Raw genomic sequence first — 19,232 nt, forward strand, 5'->3', positions numbered from 1 at the left:
CTAAAGCAAGGGCTGTGCCAACCAACAAAACCCCCATGAACACGGGGCCGCGCCCAGCAGCTCTACGCCCTCCTGCCAGAAAAGCGGCAAAGTGCTTCCGCCTGATAGCGACCAAGCGGCAATCGGCAGGCGGCAAAAGCGGCAATCCAAAAAATTGACGTCAATCATGCATGCCATATCGCCATCATTGGCGATAGCATTCGCACCCTCGCGCATCCGCTCAAACCAACACTGCATGTCGTCGCACGGATGCGCGCCGCTTTCACAACGTTTTCAAGACCAACCGCGGCAAGATGATCACTACCAGCCTCGACGGCGGCGCCCTCAAAGGCGATCAGCAAACCTACACAGACGATCTCGAGTTCGCCGGACGCTTCACTGGCCGTAGTCGCCAATCTTGGTGCCGGTGATGTGAATGCCGTCGCCGTGATGAATCATGGCGGACCCCAACGGCAGGCAAATCAGGCTTCGATGCCGATGTATTCTCGGCCCACGTACAGTACGCTTTCTGATTACTCGCGCGGTACCGCACAAATGAAAAGGCCGGCATCTCGCGATACCGGCCTTTTGGTCCTCACTTGGCCTGGTAGATGATCCCCGGACTGCACTGCACCATCTGGTAGTGGTCCGGCAGGCCATTGAGCGCCTCGGACGCCCCCAGGAACAGGTAGCCGCCCGGCTTGAGCGTGCCATGGATACGCATGAGGATGTCCTTCTTGACCTGGGCCGAGAAGTAGATCAGCACGTTGCGACAGAACACGATGTCGAACTTGCCCAGCGGCGCGTAGCTGTCGAGCAGGTTGTACGAGCGAAACTCGACGCGGCTGCGAATCGGCGGCTTGACCGCCCAACGCCCAGGCCCCTTGGTATCGAAATAGCGCTGCAGACGCTCCTGGGACAGCCCCCGAGCAATAGCCAGGCTGTCGTACTCACCAGTCTTGCAGTTGTTGAGCATGGCGCCAGAGAGATCGGTGGCAACGATCTGCGCGCCCATCTTCAACTGGCCCAGATTGGCGCGCTCGAACTCGTCGATGGCCATGGAGATGGAATACGGTTCCTGCCCCGACGAACAGGCCGCCGACCAGATACGCAGACGCTGGCCGGGATTACCCTTGATGAACTCCGGGATCACCTTGTTCTTGAGCACTTCGAACGGATAGGTGTCGCGAAACCACAGCGTCTCGTTAGTGGTCATGGCATCGACCACCTGCTCGCGCAGGCCACCGCGCGGCTGGGTCTGGATACGCTGCACCAGCTCGCCCAGCGACTTGATGCCCTGCTGCTCCATCAGCTTGTTGAGACGGCTAGAGACCAGGTACTGCTTATTCTCGCCCAGCAGGATGCCACAGGCTTTCTCCAGGAAGACCCGGAACTGTTCGAAATCCAAATTACCCGTAGACAATGCTGCCGCCTCTTCTTATATGTCGCGTGCGCCGGAGCCAGGCCCCGGCCGTTTCAATGTGCCGCCTTGATCCGGTCGACCACGCGCTGGGCGAGGTCGTCCGGCTTGAACTTGGCCAGGAAGTCGTCGGCGCCGACCTTCTTGACCATTGCCTGGTTGAATACCCCAGATAGCGAAGTATGCAGGCAGATGTGTAGTTTTTGCATGCGCGGATCGCTGCGGATCTCCGCCGTGAGGGTATAGCCGTCCATTTCCGGCATTTCAATATCGGAAATCATCATGAGGAACTCCTCCTCCGGACGCTTGCCCTCGTCCACCAGCTTGCGCAGGTAATCCAGGGCCTGACGACCGTCATTGAGCGCCACGACCTCGACCCCCACCGTCTGCAGGCAGCGGCTGACCTGCTTGCGCGCCACCGACGAGTCATCGACCGTCAGCACCCGCAACAACACCGCCTTGTCCTGCACCTCGGCATCGATCACCCCTTCGGACACCGACTCGGACGACGGCGCCACTTCGGCCAGCACCTTCTCCACATCGATGATCTCGACCATGCGGTTGTCGACCCGGGTGACCGCGGTCAGGTAGTGATCGCGCCCGGTACCCTTGGGTGGCGGATGGATCTCTTCCCAGTTCATGTTGACGATGCGCTCCACCGAGTGCACCAGGAACCCTTGGGTCTTGGTGTTGTACTCGGTGATGATGACGAAGCTCTTGCGCGTCTCTTCCTGAAGGCCCGGCAAGCCGGTGGCCATCGACAGGTCGAGGATCGGGATGGTCGCCCCGCGAATGTTGGCCACGCCGCGCACCACCGGATGGGACTTGGGCAGCAGGGTCAGATCCGGGCACTGCAGCACCTCGCGGACCTTGAACACATTGATGCCATAGAGCTGGTCGCCATTGAGGCGAAACAGCAGCAGCTCCAGGCGATTCTGCCCCACCAGCTGCGTGCGCTGGTTGACCGAATCCATCACTCCAGCCATGCCGGACTCCTTCAATGATTGCCTAAGTACCAAGTCGGCACGGGCTTTGCTTTTTTGAGCGCCATGTACACGAAAACGACATTTTTCCGACGACTGACGCGCCTGCTGACCGGTTCCCTGGCCGCATTGTGCCTGTTGGTACCCGGCACCCAGGCGCTGGCGGACGCTTTTACCTTGCCTGAACAGCTTATCGGTGTCACTCAAGGGTTTCTTGAATTCACCGTGGAGGATTATCTGGCGACCACCCAGACCCAGGGTCGCTACGAGATCCAGGTGAACAAACTCGATCCGCGCCTGCGCATGCCGCAGTGCAGCCAGCAACTGGACGCCTCGCTGGAGGGTTCCACGCCGCTGGGGCGGGTGACGGTGAGGGTGCGCTGCGACGGCGCGGCGCCCTGGACAGTGTTCGTGCCGGCCCAGGTGCGCCTGCTGCGCGACGTGGTGGTCATGACCCGCCCGCTCAAGCGCGACAGCGTCATCGGCGAAGGCGACGTGGCCCTGCGCGAGCGCGATGTCGGCAGCCTCGGCCAAGGCTACCTGACCCAACTGGACCAGGCCGTGGGCCTGAAATTGCTGCGCCCGACGGTGGTCGACCAGTTGCTCACCCAGCAACATCTGGAGCAGGCCGAGGTGGTGCGCAAGGGCGATCACGTGGTGATCGTCGCCCGCAGCGGCAGCCTCAGCGTACGCATGCCCGGCGAAGCACTGGACAAAGGCGGGCTGCAAACCCAGATCCGGGTGCGCAACCTCAATTCCAAACGAGTGGTCAAGGCCAGGGTGACCGGGCCAGGACAGGTCGAGGTGGCCATGTAGCCCAGGCTGCAGGACGATGACGGAAAGCTGGCGGTAAGGAACCGCGGGCCCTAAACTGTGTCTGAAATCGGGTTGCGCGGGCCGGCTTTGAGGCAGTGATGCATTCCTGTCTAAAGTTTCTTTCGGGTTGGCCGAAAACAAGGCATGCGTCCTAATACCCAGGGGTTCTGATCATGGTCATCGACTTCAGTCGTTTGAATAATTCTCCGTCCATCACGGGCGGCGTTCGCGGCAATGCCGCGCCAGGCACCGCCGAAAAAGCCGGCGAGGCCAGCGAGGCGCCCAAGCACGCCAGCGCCAGCGGAGAAGCGGTACATCTGAGCCCTGAGGCCCAGCAATTGCAGAAGATCAGCGACAAGCTGCGCGATCAGCCAAGCGTCAACAGCGCCCGTGTGGCCGAGTTGAAACAGGCTATCGCCGACGGCAGCTACAAGGTCGATGCCGACCGGGTCGCCAGCAAACTGCTTGATTTCGAAGCCCAGCGCTAACCTTCAGGCGCGCTGACTTCAAGGACGCAACACGCCAAGAGTTAGCCATGCACGACATCACTCTGCTGCAACTGATCGAAAACGACATCGCGCCCACGCAGGAACTGCTCGAGCTTCTGCAAAACGAAGCGATAGCCCTGCACGGCCGCGACATGGGGGTGCTGGAACAGATCCTGGCCCGCAAGCAGTCGTTGATCATCTTGCTCGAGCAGCAGGGTCGGCGCCGCAGCCAACTGCTCGCCAGCCTCGGCCTCAGTGCCGATCGTGCTGGCGCAGAAACCCTGGCGGCCCAGTCGAGCAATGGCCCGGCGATCCTCGCCCGGCTCGACGAACTGAGCCAACTGATGGATGCCTGCCAGCAGGTCAACGCCACCAACGGCCAGATCATCCAGGTGCAGCAGCACGTCACGGCCAACCAGGTCAGAATCCTTCAGGGTGGCGATTCTCCGTCGCTCTACGACAGCCGTGGCGGCACCTCGCCGATGGCCAAGCCCCGGGCGATCAGCCAAGTGTGATTAGTGGTATCAAGGCACGGAACATACTGGCAAAATGCCGTTAATTGCGTGTGTCGTTTTTGCCTGGAGATTGAAAACCCGTGTTCAATGAATCCGATGCTCCCCAGCCACCAAAGGTGCTGAGCACTCCTTTGGAGATTGCGGCCAACCTGCGCCAGTTGCTGGAGAGCCACGACCCGCTGATCATCAGCTTCCACGAACGCAGCCAGCGCTTCCAAAGCTACGTGGTGCATGTCGACCGCGAGGCCGGGGTACTGGCGCTGGACGAGATGATCCCGCGCGACGGCGAAAAATATATCGAGAACGGCGAGCCGTTTCGCATCGAAGGTTTCCATGACGGCGTGCGCATCGCCTGGGAAAGCGACATCCCACTGACCATCAGCGAGATCGACGGCCACCGCTGCTACCGCGGCCCACTGCCCACGGAAGTCACCTACCATCAGCGGCGCAATGCCTTCCGCGCCGCGCTGAAGCTGTCGCAACTGGTCGACGTGACCCTCGACGGCACCCACCTCAAGGGCAACGGCGCCCTGCGCGGTAAGCTGCTGGACATCTCCGCCACCGGCTGCAAGCTGCGCTTCGAAGGCAATGTCGAAGAGCGCCTGCAACTGGGCCAGGTCTATGAGCGCTTCAAGGCTGGCAACCCGCTGGGGCTAGCCGACACCATGGTCGAGCTGCGCCATCTGCATTTCGAGGAGCGCATCAATACCACCTTCGCCGGCGTGCGCTTCCATAATCTCAACGGCCAGGCGCAGCGCAAGATCGAAAGCTTCGTCTACCAGCTACAGCGCGAAGCGCGCCGGTTCGACAAGGACGACTACTAAGCAAAACGCCACCCTCGGGTGGCGTTTTCGCTCATGGGGCAACAGCAGGTGCCGGCCTTGCCGGCGAACCAGCAAGGCTCGCTCCTACAGTTTCGGGAACGCGCCCTGCTCGGCCTCAGCCGCCGTTGCGCAAGCGCCCTTGTCCTCATCCTCGGTATCTTCCGCCGCCACCGGCGCCTGCATCACCTCCTGCACCGTTTGCTCATCGACCCGCGGGTCGAGCGCCGCCGACAGCGGCGAACCCGCCGCCGGCATCGCCACGTGGCCGAGGGGAGCATCCTGGACCTGGTGCAAGCCGGTCACCGCTTTCGGCCGGATTCGCCAGACCAGTACCAACGCGAAGAACAGGAAGAAGGCATACAACATTTGTGCGCCGAACAGCTTCATCAACACACCGGCAGCCAATGGCCCGATGCAGGCGCCAACGCCGTAGGTCACCAACAGCATGGCCGTCAGCGACACCCGCCGTTCGCTCTCCACATGGTCATTGGAGAACGCCACCGCCAACGGATACAGGCAAAACTGCAACAACGAAATGACAAAGCCGATGCCGAACAGCAGCGCCAGCGGCACGCTCGGCAGGATGGCCAAGGGCGCCGACGCCAGCGCCAGGCCACTTGCCACGCTGCGGATCAGCACCGCGCGATCGTAGCGGTCGGAGAGCCAACCCAACGGCCATTGCACCACCAAGCCGGCGAAAATACAGCTGCCCATGAACAAGCCGACCTGCTCGGTGGACAGCCCCTGGTTGGCCGCGTACAGCGGCGCCAGGCCATAGAAGGAGCCGACGATCAAACCCGAACCCAACACCGTGGACAATGACTGCGGCACCCGCTTGATGAAGAACTTCGGCTCCATCGGCGCCGGCCGCAAGGGCGCAGGGTGAATACGCCGGGTCATGGCCACTGGCACCAGGCACAAGGCGAAGCACATGGCCACCAGCATCAGCAGCTCCGGCCCCAACTGCGGGTGCACCACCAGGATCAATTGGCCGAGCACCAGGCCCAGGTAGGACGCGATCATGTAGCCGCTGAACACCGCCCCGCGGTGCTTGGCATCGGCCTGTTCGTTGAGCCAGCTCTCGATGACCATGTATTGGCACATCATGCCCAGGCCAACGATCATCCGCAGCCCGACCCAGGCAGGTAGCCAACTGGTCAAGCCATGGCCGAGCACCGCCGCGCCGACGATGCCGGCACAGGTCGCGTAAGCCCTGATGTGCCCCACCCTGCCAATCAACCGGTGGCCAATCTTGCCGCCCAGGGCCAGGCCGAAATAGTTGGCGGCCATCAGCGCACCGACCCACAAGCTGTCGACATGCTCGGCGGCCAGGCGCAATGCCAGGTAGGTACTGAGCAAGCCTGAACCGATCAACATCATCAAGGCAGCGAAATACAGCGACTGAAACGGCTTCCAGATATTGCGCATACGTCCCGTCGGGCTCCTTCGTCAGGTGGCGTGGGGTGCAGAGCTAGCATAAGAGCAAATCATCCAACGCGCAGGCCCCAAACCGCGAAATGCGCCGCCGACGGCGCGCCCGCTACAGGTAGTGTCGCGCTCAGGCCTGCGCCGCCAGTACGCGCCGCTCCCACGGCGTGATCTCGTCGAGGAAGTCGCTCAGCTCGAGGGTCTTGGTGGCGATGTAGCCTTCGATGAACTCATGGCCGAACAGTTCCCGCGCCAGGGCACTGTGCTTGAGGCGCTGCAGGGCCGCATGCAGGGTGCAGGGCAGGCTCAGGTGCTCAGGCACCTCGAACTCGCCCTGGATGGCCGCGGCCGGCACGATCTGCCGCTCGATGCCATGCAGGCCGGCAGCCAGGCTCGCGGCGATCGCCAGGTAGGGGTTGGCATCGGCGCCCGGCAAGCGGTTCTCCACCCGCCGCGCCACTGGCGCGCTGGCGGGGATACGCAAGCCGGCGGCGCGGTTGTCCTCTGACCAGCAGGCGTTGTTCGGCGAGGCGTATGGATGGCACAAACGCTGGTAGGAATTGACATTGGGCGCGAACAGCGCGGTGAAGTCGGCCAGGCAAGCCTGCAAGCCACCGATGAAATGGTGGAAGGTATCGGTCGGGGCGCCGTGTTCGTCGCTGAACAGGTTACGCCCGCTGGCGTTGTCGACCAGGCTCTGGTGAATATGCATCGAGCTGCCGGGGGTGCGCGCCAGCGGCTTGGCCATGCACACCACGGTCAGGCCGTGCTTGAGCGCGACCTCCTTGAGCAAGTGCTTGAACAGGAAGGTCTGGTCGGCCAACAGTAGCGGGTCGCCGTGCAGCAGGTTGATCTCGAACTGGCTGACGCCCATCTCGTGCATGAAAGTGTCGCGCGGCAGGCCCAGCGCCGCCATGCAGCGGTACACCTCATGGAAGAACGGGCGCAGGCCGTTGTTGGAGCTGACGCTGAACGCCGAATGGCCCATTTCCCGACGCCCATCCTTGCCCTGCGGAGGCAAGAACGGCTGGGTCGGGTCGGCGTTGGGCGCAAAGACGAAGAACTCCAGTTCGGTGGCCACCACCGGCGCCAGGCCGCGTTCGGCATAGCGGGCGATTACCGCCTTCAACTGGCCGCGACTGGACAACCCCGACGGCCTGCCATCGAGCTCGACCGCGTCGCAAATGGCCAGGGCACGGGGCTCGTCGCTCCAGGGCAGGCGGTGAATCTGCGCCGGGTCAGCCACCAGCGCCAGGTCGCCATCGTCGCTGCCGTAGAACTTCGCCGGCGGATAACCACCCATGATGCATTGCAGCAACACCCCGCGCGCCATCTGCAAGCGCCGGCCTTCGAGGAAGCCCTCGGCAGTCATCACCTTGCCGCGGGCGACGCCGTTGAGGTCGGGGGTGACGCATTCGATTTCATCGATGCCCTGCAGCTGTTGTGCCTGGTGATGCGGGCCTGCGGTCGTCATGACGCTGTCCTTATTGTTGTGCTGGCATGCCGGAGTGGCGATGAACACAACATAGGCCTGGGGTGTTTAAAATATCAAGCACCTGCCCTTTACCTGTAGGAGCCGGCTTGCCGGCGAACCCCCTTCACTGCTCGCGCAAGGTCATACCATTGGCCGGCAGCGGCAACGCGGTCTTGTAACGCACCTGTTTCAAGGCAAAGCTGGAGCGAATGTTCGCCACCCCCGGCAACCGCGTCAGGTAATCGAGAAACCGCTCCAGCGCCTGGATGCTCGGCAGCAGCACCCGCAGCAGGTAATCCGGGTCGCCCGTCATCAGGTAGCACTCCATCACTTCCGGGCGCTCGGCGATCTCCTCCTCGAAGCGATGCAGCGACTGCTCCACCTGCTTCTCCAGGCTGACATGGATGAACACATTGACGTCCAGCCCCAATGCCTCGGGCGACAACAAGGTGACCTGCTGACGAATCACTCCCAGCTCCTCCATGGCCTTGACCCGGTTGAAGCACGGCGTGGGCGACAGGTTGACCGAGCGTGCCAGCTCCGCGTTGGTGATGCGGGCGTTTTCCTGCAGGCTGTTGAGAATGCCGATATCCGTACGATCCAACTTACGCATGAGACAAATTCACCTGGTTTTTGTGTTTGTGCGGAATGTTTATCTTCCTCGCTCGGCAAAGGCAACGAACTTGAGAGAAAAATTCTCCGGCCATCCCCCTATGATGTAAAAGACGCTGACTTGCCAGTCACGAGCCGGTACTCAGCGGCGACCGCTTCAAAGCTCACAAAAACAACATTCGAGCGAGCGTAAAAAGCAATGAACGAGTACGCCCCCCTGCGTCTGCATGTGCCCGAGCCTACAGGCCGGCCAGGCTGCCAGACCGATTTCTCCTACCTGCGCCTGAACGACGCCGGTTCTGTGCGTAAACCGCCCATCGATGTCGAACCCGCCGATACCGCGGACCTCTCCTACAGCCTCGTGCGTGTGCTCAACGAACACGGCGACGCCGTTGGCCCCTGGGCCGAGGACATCGATCCGCAGGTGCTGCGCCAGGGCATGCGCGCCATGCTCAAGACGCGCATCTTCGACAGCCGCATGGTGGTCGCCCAGCGCCAGAAGAAGATGTCCTTCTACATGCAGAGCCTGGGCGAGGAAGCCATCGGCAGCGGTCAGGCCCTGGCCCTGAACCGCAGCGACATGTGCTTCCCCACCTACCGCCAGCAGAGCATCCTCATGGCCCGCGACGTGTCGCTGGTGGACATGATCTGCCAGCTGCTGTCCAACACCCGCGACCCGCTCAAGGGCCGCCAACTGCCGATCATGTACTCGGTGCGCGAAGCCGGCTTCTTCACCATCAGCGGCAACCTGGCCACTCAGTTCGTCCAGGCGGTCGGCTGGGCCATGGCCTCGGCGATCAAGGGCGACACGAAAATCGCCTCGGCCTGGATCGGCGACGGCGCCACCGCCGAGTCCGACTTCCACACCGCGCTGACCTTCTCCCACGTGTACCGCGCCCCGGTCATCCTCAACGTGGTCAACAACCAGTGGGCGATCTCGACCTTCCAGGCCATCGCCGGTGGCGAGTCGACCACCTTCGCCGGCCGTGGCGTGGGCTGCGGCATCGCCTCGCTGCGGGTCGACGGCAACGACTTCATCGCCGTCTATGCTGCCTCGCGCTGGGCCGCCGAACGCGCCCGCCGCGGCCTTGGCCCGACGCTGATCGAATGGGTCACCTACCGCGCCGGCCCACACTCCACTTCGGACGACCCGTCCAAGTACCGCCCTGCCGACGACTGGAGCCACTTCCCGCTGGGCGACCCGATCGCCCGTCTCAAGCAGCACCTGATCAAGGCCGGCCATTGGTCCGAGGACGAGCACCAGGCGGTCAGCGCCGAGCTCGAGGCCGAGGTGATCAAGGCGCAGAAGGACGCCGAGCAGTTCGGCACCCTGAGCAACGGCCATATCCCCAGCGCCGCCTCGATGTTCGAGGATGTGTACAAGGAAATGCCCGATCACCTGCGCCGTCAGCGCCAGGAACTGGGGGTCTGAGATGAACGATCACAACAACAGCATCCATCTGGAAAACGCCATGTCGACCACCACCATGACCATGATCCAGGCCCTGCGCTCGGCCATGGATGTCATGCTCGAGCGCGATGACAACGTGGTGGTCTATGGCCAGGACGTTGGCTACTTCGGCGGCGTGTTCCGCTGCACCGAAGGCCTGCAGACCAAGTACGGCAAATCTCGCGTGTTCGACGCGCCGATCTCCGAAAGCGGCATCGTCGGCACCGCCGTGGGCATGGGCGCCTACGGCCTGCGCCCGGTGGTCGAGATCCAGTTCGCCGACTACTTCTACCCCGCCTCCGACCAGATCGTCTCGGAGATGGCCCGCCTGCGCTATCGCTCGGCCGGCGAGTTCATCTCGCCGCTGACCCTGCGCATGCCTTGCGGCGGCGGCATCTACGGCGGCCAGACCCACAGCCAGAGCCCCGAGGCGATGTTCACCCAGGTCTGCGGCCTGCGCACCGTGATGCCATCGAACCCCTACGACGCCAAGGGTCTGCTGATCGCCTCGATCGAATGCGACGATCCGGTGATTTTCCTCGAGCCCAAGCGCCTGTACAACGGCCCGTTCGACGGCCATCACGACCGCCCGGTGACGCCGTGGTCCAAGCACCCACACAGCGCGGTGCCGGACGGCTACTACAACGTGCCGCTGGACAAGGCGGCGATCACCCGCCCGGGCAACGACGTCACCGTGCTGACCTATGGCACCACCGTGTATGTATCGCAAGTGGCGGCCGAAGAAAGCGGCGTCGACGCCGAGGTCATCGACCTGCGCAGCCTGTGGCCGCTGGACCTGGAGACCATCGTCGCGTCGGTGAAGAAAACCGGCCGCTGCGTGGTCGTGCACGAAGCCACCCGCACCTGCGGCTTCGGCGCGGAACTGGTATCGCTGGTCCAAGAGCACTGCTTCCATCACCTCGAAGCGCCGATCGAGCGCGTCACCGGCTGGGATACCCCCTACCCCCACGCACAGGAATGGGCGTATTTCCCAGGCCCTTCGCGGGTAGGCGCGGCACTGAAACGGGTCATGGAGGTCTGAATGGGCACGCACGTCATCAAGATGCCGGACATTGGCGAAGGCATCGCGCAGGTCGAGTTGGTGGAATGGTTCGTCAAGGTCGGCGACCTGATCGCCGAGGACCAGGTAGTGGCCGATGTCATGACCGACAAGGCCACCGTGGAAATACCTTCGCCGGTCAGCGGCAAGGTGCTGGCCCTGGGCGGCCAACCAGGTGAAGTGATGGCGGTCGGCAGCGAGCTGATCCGCATCGAGGTCGAAGGCAGCGGCAACCATGTCGACACGCCTCAGGCCAAGCCGGCCGAGCCTGCACCCGCACCTGCAGCGGTGCAGGCCGCGGCCCGCCCCGAGCCACGCGTCGAGCCCCAGCCGCAGGTTGCCGCAACCCACGCGACCGCGCCCATCGTGCCGCGCGAGGCCCATGACAAGCCACTGGCCTCCCCGGCGGTACGCAAGCGTGCCCTGGATGCCGGTATCGAGCTGCGCTACGTGCACGGTAGCGGCCCGGCTGGGCGCATCCTGCACGAAGACCTCGACGCCTTCATCAGCAAGCCGCAGAGCAGTGCCGGGCAGGCACCCGGAGGCTACGGCAAACGCACCGACAGCGAGCAGGTACCGGTGATCGGCCTGCGTCGCAAGATCGCCCAGCGCATGCAGGACGCCAAGCGTCGTGTCGCCCACTTCAGCTACGTCGAGGAAATCGACGTCACCAACCTGGAAGCCCTGCGCCAGCAGCTCAACGCCAAGCATGGTGACAGCCGCGGTAAGCTGACCTTGCTGCCGTTCCTGGTGCGCGCCATGGTCGTCGCCCTGCGCGACTTCCCGCAGATCAACGCCACCTACGACGACGAAGCCCAGGTCATCACCCGCCACGGCGCGGTGCACGTCGGCATCGCCACCCAGGGTGACAACGGCCTGATGGTGCCCGTGCTGCGCCACGCCGAAGCCGGCAGCCTGTGGAGCAACGCCAGTGAGATCGCCCGTGTCGCTCACGCGGCGCGCAACAACAAGGCCAGCCGTGAAGAACTGTCCGGCTCGACCATCACCCTCACCAGCCTCGGCGCCCTTGGCGGCATCGTCAGCACACCGGTGGTCAACACCCCGGAAGTGGCGATCGTCGGCGTCAATCGCATGGTCGAGCGGCCAATGGTGATCGACGGCCAGATCGTCGTGCGCAAGATGATGAACCTGTCCAGCTCTTTCGACCACCGCGTGGTCGATGGCATGGATGCCGCACTGTTCATCCAGGCCGTGCGCGGCCTGCTGGAACAGCCCGCCTGCTTGTTCGTGGAGTGATCATGCAAGAGCTCATCAACACCACCCTGCTGATCATCGGTGGCGGCCCCGGCGGCTATGTGGCCGCCATCCGCGCCGGGCAACTGGGCATCCCCACCGTGCTGGTCGAAGGCCAGGCCCTGGGCGGCACCTGCCTGAACATCGGCTGCATTCCGTCCAAGGCGCTGATCCATGTGGCCGAGCAATTCCACCAGGCCAGCCGCTACACCGAACCTTCGCCGCTGGGCATCAGCGTGTCCTCGCCGCGCCTGGACATCAGCCGCAGCGTCGAGTGGAAGGATGGCATCGTCGACCGCCTGACCAGCGGCGTCGCCGCACTGCTGAAGAAACATGGCGTGAAGGTGATCCACGGTTGGGCGAAGATCCTCGACGGCAAGAGCGTCGAAGTCGATGGCCAACGCATCCAGTGCGAACACCTGCTACTGGCCACTGGTTCCAACAGCGTCGAACTGCCGATGCTGCCGATCGGTGGGCCGATCATCTCATCCACCGAGGCCTTGGCACCCAAGGCACTGCCCCAGCACCTGGTGGTGGTCGGCGGCGGCTACATTGGCCTGGAACTGGGCATCGCCTACCGCAAGCTCGGTGCCAAGGTCAGCGTGGTCGAAGCACGCGAGCGCATCCTGCCGACCTATGATGCCGAGTTGACCGCGCCGGTGGCTGAGTCGATCAAGAAACTGGGCATCGCCTTGTACCTGGGCCATGGCGTCGAAGGCTATGCCGACGGCTGCCTGCTGGCCAGCGATGGCCAGGGCGGTCAACTGCGCCTGGAAGCCGACCAGGTATTGGTTGCCGTGGGCCGCCGTCCACGCACCAAAGGTTTCGGCCTGGAAAGCCTGGACCTGCAGATGAACGGCGCGGCCATTGCCATCGATGAGCGTTGCCAGACCAGCATGCGCAATGTCTGGGCCATAGGCGACGTGGCCGGCGAGCCGATGCTGGCGCACCGGGCCATGGCCCAGGGCGAGATGGTCGCCGAAATCATCGCCGGCAAATCCCGGCGCTTCGAACCCAGCGCCATCGCTGCGGTGTGCTTCACCGACCCGGAGGTCGTGGTCGTCGGCAAGACCCCGGAGCAGGCCAACCAGCAGGGCCTGGACTGCATCGTCGCGCAGTTCCCCTTCGCCGCCAACGGCCGGGCCATGAGCCTGGAATCCAAAACCGGCTTCGTGCGGGTGGTGGCGCGTCGCGACAACCATCTGATCCTTGGCTGGCAGGCTGTGGGGGTGGCGGTGTCCGAGCTGTCCAGCGCCTTCGCCCAATCACTGGAGATGGGCGCGCGCCTGGAAGACATCGCCGGCACCATCCATGCTCACCCGACCCTCGGCGAGGCGGTACAGGAAGCAGCACTACGGGCCCTGGGGCACGCACTGCATATCTGAGTCACTGAAGCGGTAATTTGGCCCGCTGCGCCCCCGGCGCCGCGGGTCTTTTTTTATCATCGTCCAGCGCGTCGCCAGCAAGGCTGGCTCCTACGCTGAGATATGCCACAAACATTGTAGGAGCCGGCCTTGCCGGCGAACACCGGCATAGCCGGTGCCATTCATAGTGTCACTCAGCCATGGCGTTCTTGCCATCGGCCTTGGCCCGGTACAACGCCTGGTCGGCGCGTTCGAGCAAGCGCGCGGCGTCGTCGCCTTCCTGCCATTGCACCACGCCATAGCTCATGGTCAGCTGGCAATCATCAATCGCCACCATCGGCCCCATCGCCTGGCGAAGAGCCACGGCCAGCGCACGGGCCTCGTCAAGACCGCCACCCGGCAGCACCACCGCGAACTCATCCCCGCCCCACCGGGCCAGCAGGTCCTGAGGCCGCAGACAGGTGCGGATGCGCTCGGTTACCTCGATCAACGCAGCATCGCCCCGGGCATGACCATGGCGATCATTGATCGGCTTGAAGTCATCCAGGTCCATGGCGATCAACGCCAGCGGCTCACGGAAGCGGGCGGCGCGCTCGCATTCGCGCTGCAGGGTCTTTTCCAGGCAATAGCGGTTGGCGGTGCGGGTCAGCGCATCGCGTTCGGCTAGTTCACGGTTCTCGTCCAACTGCCGCTGCAATTGCTGGTTGACCCACGACAGCTCGCGGGTGCGTTCGGCGACCTAGGTCTCCAGCGACTGGTTGCGTTGCTCCAGGCCCGCCACCAGGCGCTTGCCAGCATCGATATTGCGGTGCGCGCCCAGCATTCGGGCCACCGAACCATCGGCGTTACGGGCAATGATGTGGCCGCTGTCCTCGATCCACAGGTAGCTGCCATCCTGGCAGCGGCAGCGGTACTCGATGCGGTAACGCTCGTTACGCTGGTTGATGTAGGCCTCGAAGTGCGCCATCACCCGTGGATAATCCTGCGGGTGGATCACGCTTTCCCAGCTCAGCACCGAGTTGGCCATGGAGTGGCTGGCGTAACCCAGCATCGCGTACCAGCCCGGGTTACGTTAGACATAACCGCTGTTGGCATCCCAGTCCCAGATACCATCGCTGATCAGGTCGAACAGGGTGTGCGTTGCTGCTCGGTAAAGCCCGCCGGAACCGGATGGGGTGGCTGACTCATGGACGCTCTCCTTGGTATCCAGCAACTGCGCCCCGATTACGGTGCTGCCAATATTCATGACAATTGCCGCAGGCGGCAAGCCTGCGCCTCTTGCAGGCAAGCATATGCCGAGCGCATAGCGCCAGGAATAGCCCGAAGGGGCTATTTCACGACAGATTACGCCCTGGCACAGCTTTTGCCCCTTTCGCCGGGTCCTACGTAGCAGTCCATGGAGGAAACCATGCTTATCGGCGCAACCGGCCTGAATTGGCAAACCGTGCAACAACCCCAGCACAACGGCAACGAACCAGTGACCAACCCCGCCCCTGGGTTCCCGGCCATCACCGCGACCGGCAAGGCCCAGACGCAGCAGCACAGCCAAGGCGGCACATCGCAACAGCACGCCGAGGATAACCGCAAGGAGGCCTTTGCCAAGATGCGGGTCTCGCTGGACAACCCGCAGACCGACACGGCCTCGCAAACTCGCGCAGGCAAGCAGAAGGCATCCGACGCCGCGCAGGAATTTCACGACTACATGGCCAAGTCACCGGCGCAGAAGATCAAGGAAAAGATGCTTCAGGAGTTGGGCCTGACGCCGGAGGAATACGATGCGCTGCCACCTGAGCGGAAAATGCGCATCGACGAGAAGATCGCCCGGCGCGTCCAGGAAGAAGCCGAGCTGAAGACCCAAGCCAAGATCGAACAGGAACAGCATCGCGTGCAGGCTGCCAACCTGGCGGGTGACGAGCCAGAGAAAGCCACTGTTCAGGACATCGAGCAGCGATATTCCGCCAACCTTTGAGCACTGACGGCGCGATTGCACTGGGAGGGGAAATGAGAATGGCGTCCCAGGCAGGATTTGAACCTGCAACCTTCCCCTTAGGAGGGGGATGCTCTATCCAATTGAGCTACTGAGACATGCAAGCCGCCAGCGAAGGCTGTACGACGCAACGGCAAGCATGTTAACCAGCATGCCGCCGTTTGTCATGCCTCAATCGGGCAAATTGCATGTCGGTTTTTTCACCAGGCTCGAGCGGATTACCCCCTGCTCGCCCAGCAAGCAGAGCAAGGCGCGCAATGCTTGTGCCAATGTAGCCGAATTGTCGAGCACATGGACGTCGGCATCATAGGCTTGCAGGCTGGTATTGCGGGCCAGTCGCTGCTCGATGTCCTGCAGGCTTTCTCGCCCCCTGGCCAGCAAACGCTCGCGCAAGACCCCTGGCGATACCGCCAGGCCCACCGCCAGCAGGTCGGGATACCGGCGCCGGGCGGCGGCCAAGTGACCACGAGAACCGTTTATCAGCACCGACTTGCCGGCATCAAGCCAACTGTCGATCTGTATAGGAATGCCATAGCACAAGCCATTGGCCTGCCAATCCAGGGCGAACGCCCCGGCTTCGCGCATGGCCTGGAACTGCGCCTCGCTCACACCGTGGGCGTCTTCGCCCTTGGCCTCGGCCGAGCGGGTGATGACCCTGCGGGCCACTTCCACCCCATACGCGCGCAATGGCTCACGCGCTGCGTCTATCAGGGAATCTTTTCCCGAGCCAGACGGTCCTATGAGCAATATCACACGCGCCCTTGAGATCGTCCCACTGCTTGCGTCATATTGCATAGCCACTATGCTCAATGTGAAGGAAACCAGCAAATTGTAAGCTTTTCCCTTGGCTTTTGTTGCCTTTTACCAGATTTTGACGACAAACGTCTGACACTACCGAACACGGATGTATGTGAAACTTTTCAAACCAGTGCTCATTTCTGATAATTGGTACTGGCAAAAAGCCTTTATCCGGCTCACTATTTGTCACAGAATTGACGCCAAGGAAACGGCGACCATGAGGCAAGATGAACATCCAAAATCACATCACGGTTGAACATTTTGTCGTCGCCGCGGTCGTACTTCCACCGTGCGGCCAATTTGAGAACCGCTTCCCCTGAACCAGAACAACCGGTCAATTTATATGCGCCCAATGAAACAGGCTATCTATTCGAGCCGCACCGCTGACAAGTTCGTCGTTCGCCTGCCAGACGGGATGCGTGAGCGCATTGCCGAGGTAGCGCGCAACCATCACCGCAGCATGAACTCCGAGATCATCGCACGCCTGGAACAGAGCCTTATCCAGGAAGGTGCGCTGGGCGACGAGCTGAGCATGCGCCTGGACAGCCCAGAGCTCAGCCTGCATGAACGCGAGCTGCTGCAGCGCTTCCGTCAACTGTCTCACCGCCAGCAGAATGCCCTGGTCGCCCTCATCGCTCACGATGTGGAAATGGCGGCCGACGCCTCCTGACTCAGGCACGCAACAGTCGCACACAAAAAAGCCAGCGCAAGCTGGCTTTTTTGCATCTGGTGATTGCGGGGTTCACGGCGGGGTAACGCACGCTCTTTGTAGGAGCGGCCTTGGGTCGCTCCTACAACAGGAACAGCGTAGCCAGGCCGAGGAAGATAAAGAATCCGCCACTGTCGGTCACGGCGGTGATCATCACGCTCGAGCCCATGGCCGGATCGCGCCCCAGGCGCGTCAGGGTCATCGGGATCAACACCCCCATCAAGGCGGCGAGCAGTAGGTTCAAGGTCATCGCCGCGGTCATCACCAGGCCCAATGACCAACTGCCATACAACCAGAACGCCACGACGCCAATCACCCCACCCCAGATCAGGCCATTGAGCAGCGAAACCGCCAGCTCCTTGCGCATCAGGCGACTGGTATTGCCCGGCGATACTTGGTCCAGGGCCATGGCACGGACGATCATGGTGATGGTCTGGTTACCCGAATTGCCACCGATACCCGCCACGATCGGCATCAGCGCGGCAAGGGCGACCAACTTTTCGATGGAGCCTTCGAACAGGCCGATTACCCGCGACGCCACGAAGGCGGTGATCAGGTTGATGGCCAGCCAGGCCCAACGGTTGCGCAGCGATCGCCAGACCGAGGCGAAGATATCTTCCTCTTCGCGCAGACCAGCCATGTTGAGCACTTCGCTTTCGCTCTCCTCACGAATCAGGTCGACCATCTCGTCGATGGTCAAACGGCCGATGAGGCGGTCGCTCTTGTCCACCACTGGCGCGGAAACCAGGTCGTAACGCTCGAACGCCTGGGCGGCATCGTAGGCATCTTCCTCGGGATGGAAAGTCACCGGGTCATTGGCCATGACCTCCGCGACTTTCTTGTCCGGGTCGTTGACCAGCAACCGCTTGATTGGCAGCACGCCCTTGAGCTTGCCATCGTAGTCGACCACGAACAGCTTGTCGGTATGCCCCGGCAACTCCTTGAGTCGACGCAGGTAGCGCAACACCACTTCGAGGCTGACGTCCTCACGGATGGTCACCATCTCGAAGTCCATCAGCGCACCGACCTGCTCCTCGTCATAGCTCAGGGCCGAACGCACGCGCTCGCGCTGCTGCGCATCGAGGCTTTCCATCAGCTCATGAACAACGTCGCGCGGCAGCTCAGGCGCCAGGTCGGCGAGTTCGTCGGCGTCCATTTCCTTGGCGGCGGCCAGCAACTCGTGATCGTCCATGTCGGCGATCAGGGTCTGGCGAACGGCGTCGGAAACTTCGAGCAGAATGTCGCCATCACGATCCGAGCGCACCAACTGCCAGACCGTCAGGCGATCGTCCAGTGGCAGGGCTTCGAGGATGTAGGCAATGTCGGCAGGGTGCAGATCATCGAGCTTGCGCTGCAGCTCGACCAGGTTCTGGCGGTGGACGAGGTTTTCCACCAGGTCATGATGATGACCTTCCTGACGGTGTGTCAGGTCTTCGACCACGCGCTGGCGCTGCAGCAGTTCGATCACCTGGGCCAGACGATCCTGCAGGCTGTCTTGAGTTTTCTTTACTTCGATTTCGGTCATAGGCGAACTCCACTCCCAGCAGCGGAGCACGCCGGGAGAATCAATCGGTCAGATCTTGCGGTATGAAGCGTGTTAGCGAGTAACTACTGGGTAAGTCCATGGTGGGATTCCACAAGCCCCGGCGGGGCTGACGGGCGCAATCATACACTGTGCAAGCTGTCGGATCGCTTAAATTTTTGGCCAGAACAATCGTTTGCGCGATAAAGCTATGACAACGCTCGAAGCCATCAGTGCGACGGTGGGTTGGGCGGAAAAAGCACATCGCTTTCAGGGCCCCGAACAATTCGCGACTGACCTCGACCTGTAGGAGCCAGCCTTGCTGGCGAACCAGGCGACACGATGGCTGGGCACCGGCTGCGCCGGTGTTCGCCGGCAAGGCCGGCTCCTACGCAGATCGCGAGACCTACTGAAAAGCGTAGATGCACATCAGCGACAATTCAGTGCGCCAGAAAAACAAAAAGCCCGCTCAAATGAGCGGGCTTCTTGATGTATGGCGGACTCAGCAGGATTCGAACCTGCGACCGCTCGGTTCGTAGCCGAGTACTC

General features: G+C 62.6%; 17 protein-coding genes, 1 tRNA gene and 1 pseudogene. 10 read left to right on the forward strand and 9 right to left on the reverse strand.

Annotation, left to right across the window (positions count from 1 at the left end; genetic code table 11):
- Window positions 1-574: 574 nt before the first annotated feature.
- Both cheR and ACODS5_RS18790 read right to left on the reverse strand, forming a co-directional pair.
- Window positions 575-1,402 carry a protein-glutamate O-methyltransferase CheR gene (cheR, locus tag ACODS5_RS18785; protein ID WP_489109375.1) on the reverse strand — a complete coding sequence of 276 codons (828 nt, stop codon included), beginning with the start codon at window positions 1,400-1,402 and terminating at the stop codon, window positions 575-577.
- Window positions 1,403-1,455: 53 nt separating this feature from the next.
- A complete protein-coding gene (locus ACODS5_RS18790) occupies window positions 1,456-2,385 on the reverse strand; it encodes a chemotaxis protein CheV (RefSeq protein ID WP_104445061.1) in 930 nt (309 codons plus the stop codon).
- Between the two features lie 63 nt (window positions 2,386-2,448).
- Here ACODS5_RS18790 and flgA point away from each other — a divergent pair, with 63 nt between their 5' ends.
- The 4 genes from flgA to ACODS5_RS18810 all read left to right on the forward strand — a co-directional run bounded on the left by flgA (window position 2,449) and on the right by ACODS5_RS18810 (window position 5,025).
- Window positions 2,449-3,198 (forward strand): flagellar basal body P-ring formation chaperone FlgA, encoded by a 750-nt coding sequence (flgA, locus tag ACODS5_RS18795; protein WP_134690859.1) that lies wholly within the window; start codon window positions 2,449-2,451, stop codon window positions 3,196-3,198.
- Window positions 3,199-3,371: 173 nt separating this feature from the next.
- Window positions 3,372-3,686: a flagellar biosynthesis anti-sigma factor FlgM gene (gene flgM / locus ACODS5_RS18800; protein ID WP_134690861.1), complete on the forward strand. Its 315-nt coding sequence runs from the start codon at window positions 3,372-3,374 to the stop codon at window positions 3,684-3,686.
- Between the two features lie 47 nt (window positions 3,687-3,733).
- Window positions 3,734-4,201 (forward strand): flagella synthesis protein FlgN, encoded by a 468-nt coding sequence (locus ACODS5_RS18805; protein ID WP_104445058.1) that lies wholly within the window; start codon window positions 3,734-3,736, stop codon window positions 4,199-4,201.
- Window positions 4,202-4,281: 80 nt separating this feature from the next.
- Complete coding sequence (locus ACODS5_RS18810) at window positions 4,282-5,025, forward strand: flagellar brake protein (RefSeq protein WP_134690863.1); 744 nt, start codon at window positions 4,282-4,284, stop codon at window positions 5,023-5,025.
- An 84-nt stretch (window positions 5,026-5,109) separates the two neighbouring features.
- Here ACODS5_RS18810 and ACODS5_RS18815 read toward each other — a convergent pair whose 3' ends face one another.
- The 3 genes from ACODS5_RS18815 to bkdR form a co-directional block, all read right to left on the reverse strand.
- Window positions 5,110-6,453, reverse strand: coding sequence for an MFS transporter (locus ACODS5_RS18815; protein ID WP_104445056.1), 1,344 nt, complete (start codon window positions 6,451-6,453; stop codon window positions 5,110-5,112).
- 130 nt (window positions 6,454-6,583) lie between these two features.
- Complete coding sequence (locus ACODS5_RS18820; RefSeq protein WP_489109380.1) at window positions 6,584-7,825, reverse strand: glutamine synthetase family protein; 1,242 nt, start codon at window positions 7,823-7,825, stop codon at window positions 6,584-6,586.
- 226 nt (window positions 7,826-8,051) lie between these two features.
- Complete coding sequence (gene bkdR, locus ACODS5_RS18825; protein WP_028691050.1) at window positions 8,052-8,540, reverse strand: Bkd operon transcriptional regulator BkdR; 489 nt, start codon at window positions 8,538-8,540, stop codon at window positions 8,052-8,054.
- A gap of 198 nt (window positions 8,541-8,738) precedes the next feature.
- Between bkdR and ACODS5_RS18830 the strand changes: the two genes are divergently transcribed.
- The 4 genes from ACODS5_RS18830 to lpdA are packed head-to-tail and all read left to right on the forward strand — an operon-like array spanning window position 8,739 to window position 13,688.
- Window positions 8,739-9,971, forward strand: a complete 1,233-nt coding sequence (locus ACODS5_RS18830) for a 3-methyl-2-oxobutanoate dehydrogenase (2-methylpropanoyl-transferring) subunit alpha (protein WP_489109376.1) — start codon at window positions 8,739-8,741, stop codon at window positions 9,969-9,971.
- A 1-nt stretch (window position 9,972) separates the two neighbouring features.
- On the forward strand, window positions 9,973-11,031 hold the full coding sequence (locus tag ACODS5_RS18835) for an alpha-ketoacid dehydrogenase subunit beta (RefSeq protein WP_104445054.1): 1,059 nt from the start codon (window positions 9,973-9,975) through the stop codon (window positions 11,029-11,031).
- A complete protein-coding gene (locus ACODS5_RS18840; RefSeq protein WP_134690869.1) occupies window positions 11,032-12,306 on the forward strand; it encodes a dihydrolipoamide acetyltransferase family protein in 1,275 nt (424 codons plus the stop codon). It abuts the gene before it with no gap.
- A gap of 2 nt (window positions 12,307-12,308) precedes the next feature.
- Window positions 12,309-13,688, forward strand: coding sequence for a dihydrolipoyl dehydrogenase (lpdA, locus tag ACODS5_RS18845; RefSeq protein WP_134690871.1), 1,380 nt, complete (start codon window positions 12,309-12,311; stop codon window positions 13,686-13,688).
- 169 nt (window positions 13,689-13,857) lie between these two features.
- Here lpdA and ACODS5_RS18850 read toward each other — a convergent pair.
- A pseudogene (locus ACODS5_RS18850) lies at window positions 13,858-14,855 on the reverse strand (sensor domain-containing diguanylate cyclase).
- A gap of 220 nt (window positions 14,856-15,075) precedes the next feature.
- Here ACODS5_RS18850 and ACODS5_RS18855 point away from each other — a divergent pair.
- Window positions 15,076-15,636: a hypothetical protein gene (locus tag ACODS5_RS18855; RefSeq protein WP_489109377.1), complete on the forward strand. Its 561-nt coding sequence runs from the start codon at window positions 15,076-15,078 to the stop codon at window positions 15,634-15,636.
- 39 nt (window positions 15,637-15,675) lie between these two features.
- Here the strand turns inward: ACODS5_RS18855 and ACODS5_RS18860 are convergent.
- Window positions 15,676-15,752: transfer RNA gene (locus tag ACODS5_RS18860), tRNA-Arg, on the reverse strand.
- A gap of 73 nt (window positions 15,753-15,825) precedes the next feature.
- The gene (gene phnN, locus ACODS5_RS18865; protein WP_489109381.1) at window positions 15,826-16,449 is read right to left on the reverse strand and encodes a phosphonate metabolism protein/1,5-bisphosphokinase (PRPP-forming) PhnN; all 624 of its coding nucleotides are present in this window, start codon (window positions 16,447-16,449) and stop codon (window positions 15,826-15,828) included.
- Window positions 16,450-16,795: 346 nt separating this feature from the next.
- Between phnN and ACODS5_RS18870 the strand changes: the two genes are divergently transcribed.
- Window positions 16,796-17,122 (forward strand): Arc family DNA-binding protein, encoded by a 327-nt coding sequence (locus tag ACODS5_RS18870; protein ID WP_003254499.1) that lies wholly within the window; start codon window positions 16,796-16,798, stop codon window positions 17,120-17,122.
- Window positions 17,123-17,243: 121 nt separating this feature from the next.
- On the opposite strand, the gene mgtE is transcribed toward ACODS5_RS18870, so the two are convergent.
- Window positions 17,244-18,686: a magnesium transporter gene (gene mgtE / locus ACODS5_RS18875; protein WP_104445047.1), complete on the reverse strand. Its 1,443-nt coding sequence runs from the start codon at window positions 18,684-18,686 to the stop codon at window positions 17,244-17,246.
- Window positions 18,687-19,232 lie beyond the last annotated feature (546 nt).

The organism is Pseudomonas sp. FG47, assembly GCF_057809115.1.

Coding starts and splice junctions, on each gene's coding strand:
- ACODS5_RS18790 (WP_104445061.1), bottom strand. CDS start 2,385: ATGGCTGGAGTGATGGATTCGGTCAACCAGCGCACGCAGCTGGTGGGG.
- flgA (WP_134690859.1), top strand. CDS start 2,449: ATGTACACGAAAACGACATTTTTCCGACGACTGACGCGCCTGCTGACC.
- flgM (WP_134690861.1), top strand. CDS start 3,372: ATGGTCATCGACTTCAGTCGTTTGAATAATTCTCCGTCCATCACGGGC.
- ACODS5_RS18805 (WP_104445058.1), top strand. CDS start 3,734: ATGCACGACATCACTCTGCTGCAACTGATCGAAAACGACATCGCGCCC.
- ACODS5_RS18815 (WP_104445056.1), bottom strand. CDS start 6,453: ATGCGCAATATCTGGAAGCCGTTTCAGTCGCTGTATTTCGCTGCCTTG.
- ACODS5_RS18820 (WP_489109380.1), bottom strand. CDS start 7,825: ATGACTGCCGAGGGCTTCCTCGAAGGCCGGCGCTTGCAGATGGCGCGC.
- bkdR (WP_028691050.1), bottom strand. CDS start 8,540: ATGCGTAAGTTGGATCGTACGGATATCGGCATTCTCAACAGCCTGCAG.
- ACODS5_RS18830 (WP_489109376.1), top strand. CDS start 8,739: ATGAACGAGTACGCCCCCCTGCGTCTGCATGTGCCCGAGCCTACAGGC.
- ACODS5_RS18835 (WP_104445054.1), top strand. CDS start 9,973: ATGAACGATCACAACAACAGCATCCATCTGGAAAACGCCATGTCGACC.
- ACODS5_RS18840 (WP_134690869.1), top strand. CDS start 11,032: ATGGGCACGCACGTCATCAAGATGCCGGACATTGGCGAAGGCATCGCG.
- lpdA (WP_134690871.1), top strand. CDS start 12,309: ATGCAAGAGCTCATCAACACCACCCTGCTGATCATCGGTGGCGGCCCC.
- ACODS5_RS18855 (WP_489109377.1), top strand. CDS start 15,076: ATGCTTATCGGCGCAACCGGCCTGAATTGGCAAACCGTGCAACAACCC.
- phnN (WP_489109381.1), bottom strand. CDS start 16,449: ATGCAATATGACGCAAGCAGTGGGACGATCTCAAGGGCGCGTGTGATA.
- ACODS5_RS18870 (WP_003254499.1), top strand. CDS start 16,796: ATGCGCCCAATGAAACAGGCTATCTATTCGAGCCGCACCGCTGACAAG.
- mgtE (WP_104445047.1), bottom strand. CDS start 18,686: ATGACCGAAATCGAAGTAAAGAAAACTCAAGACAGCCTGCAGGATCGT.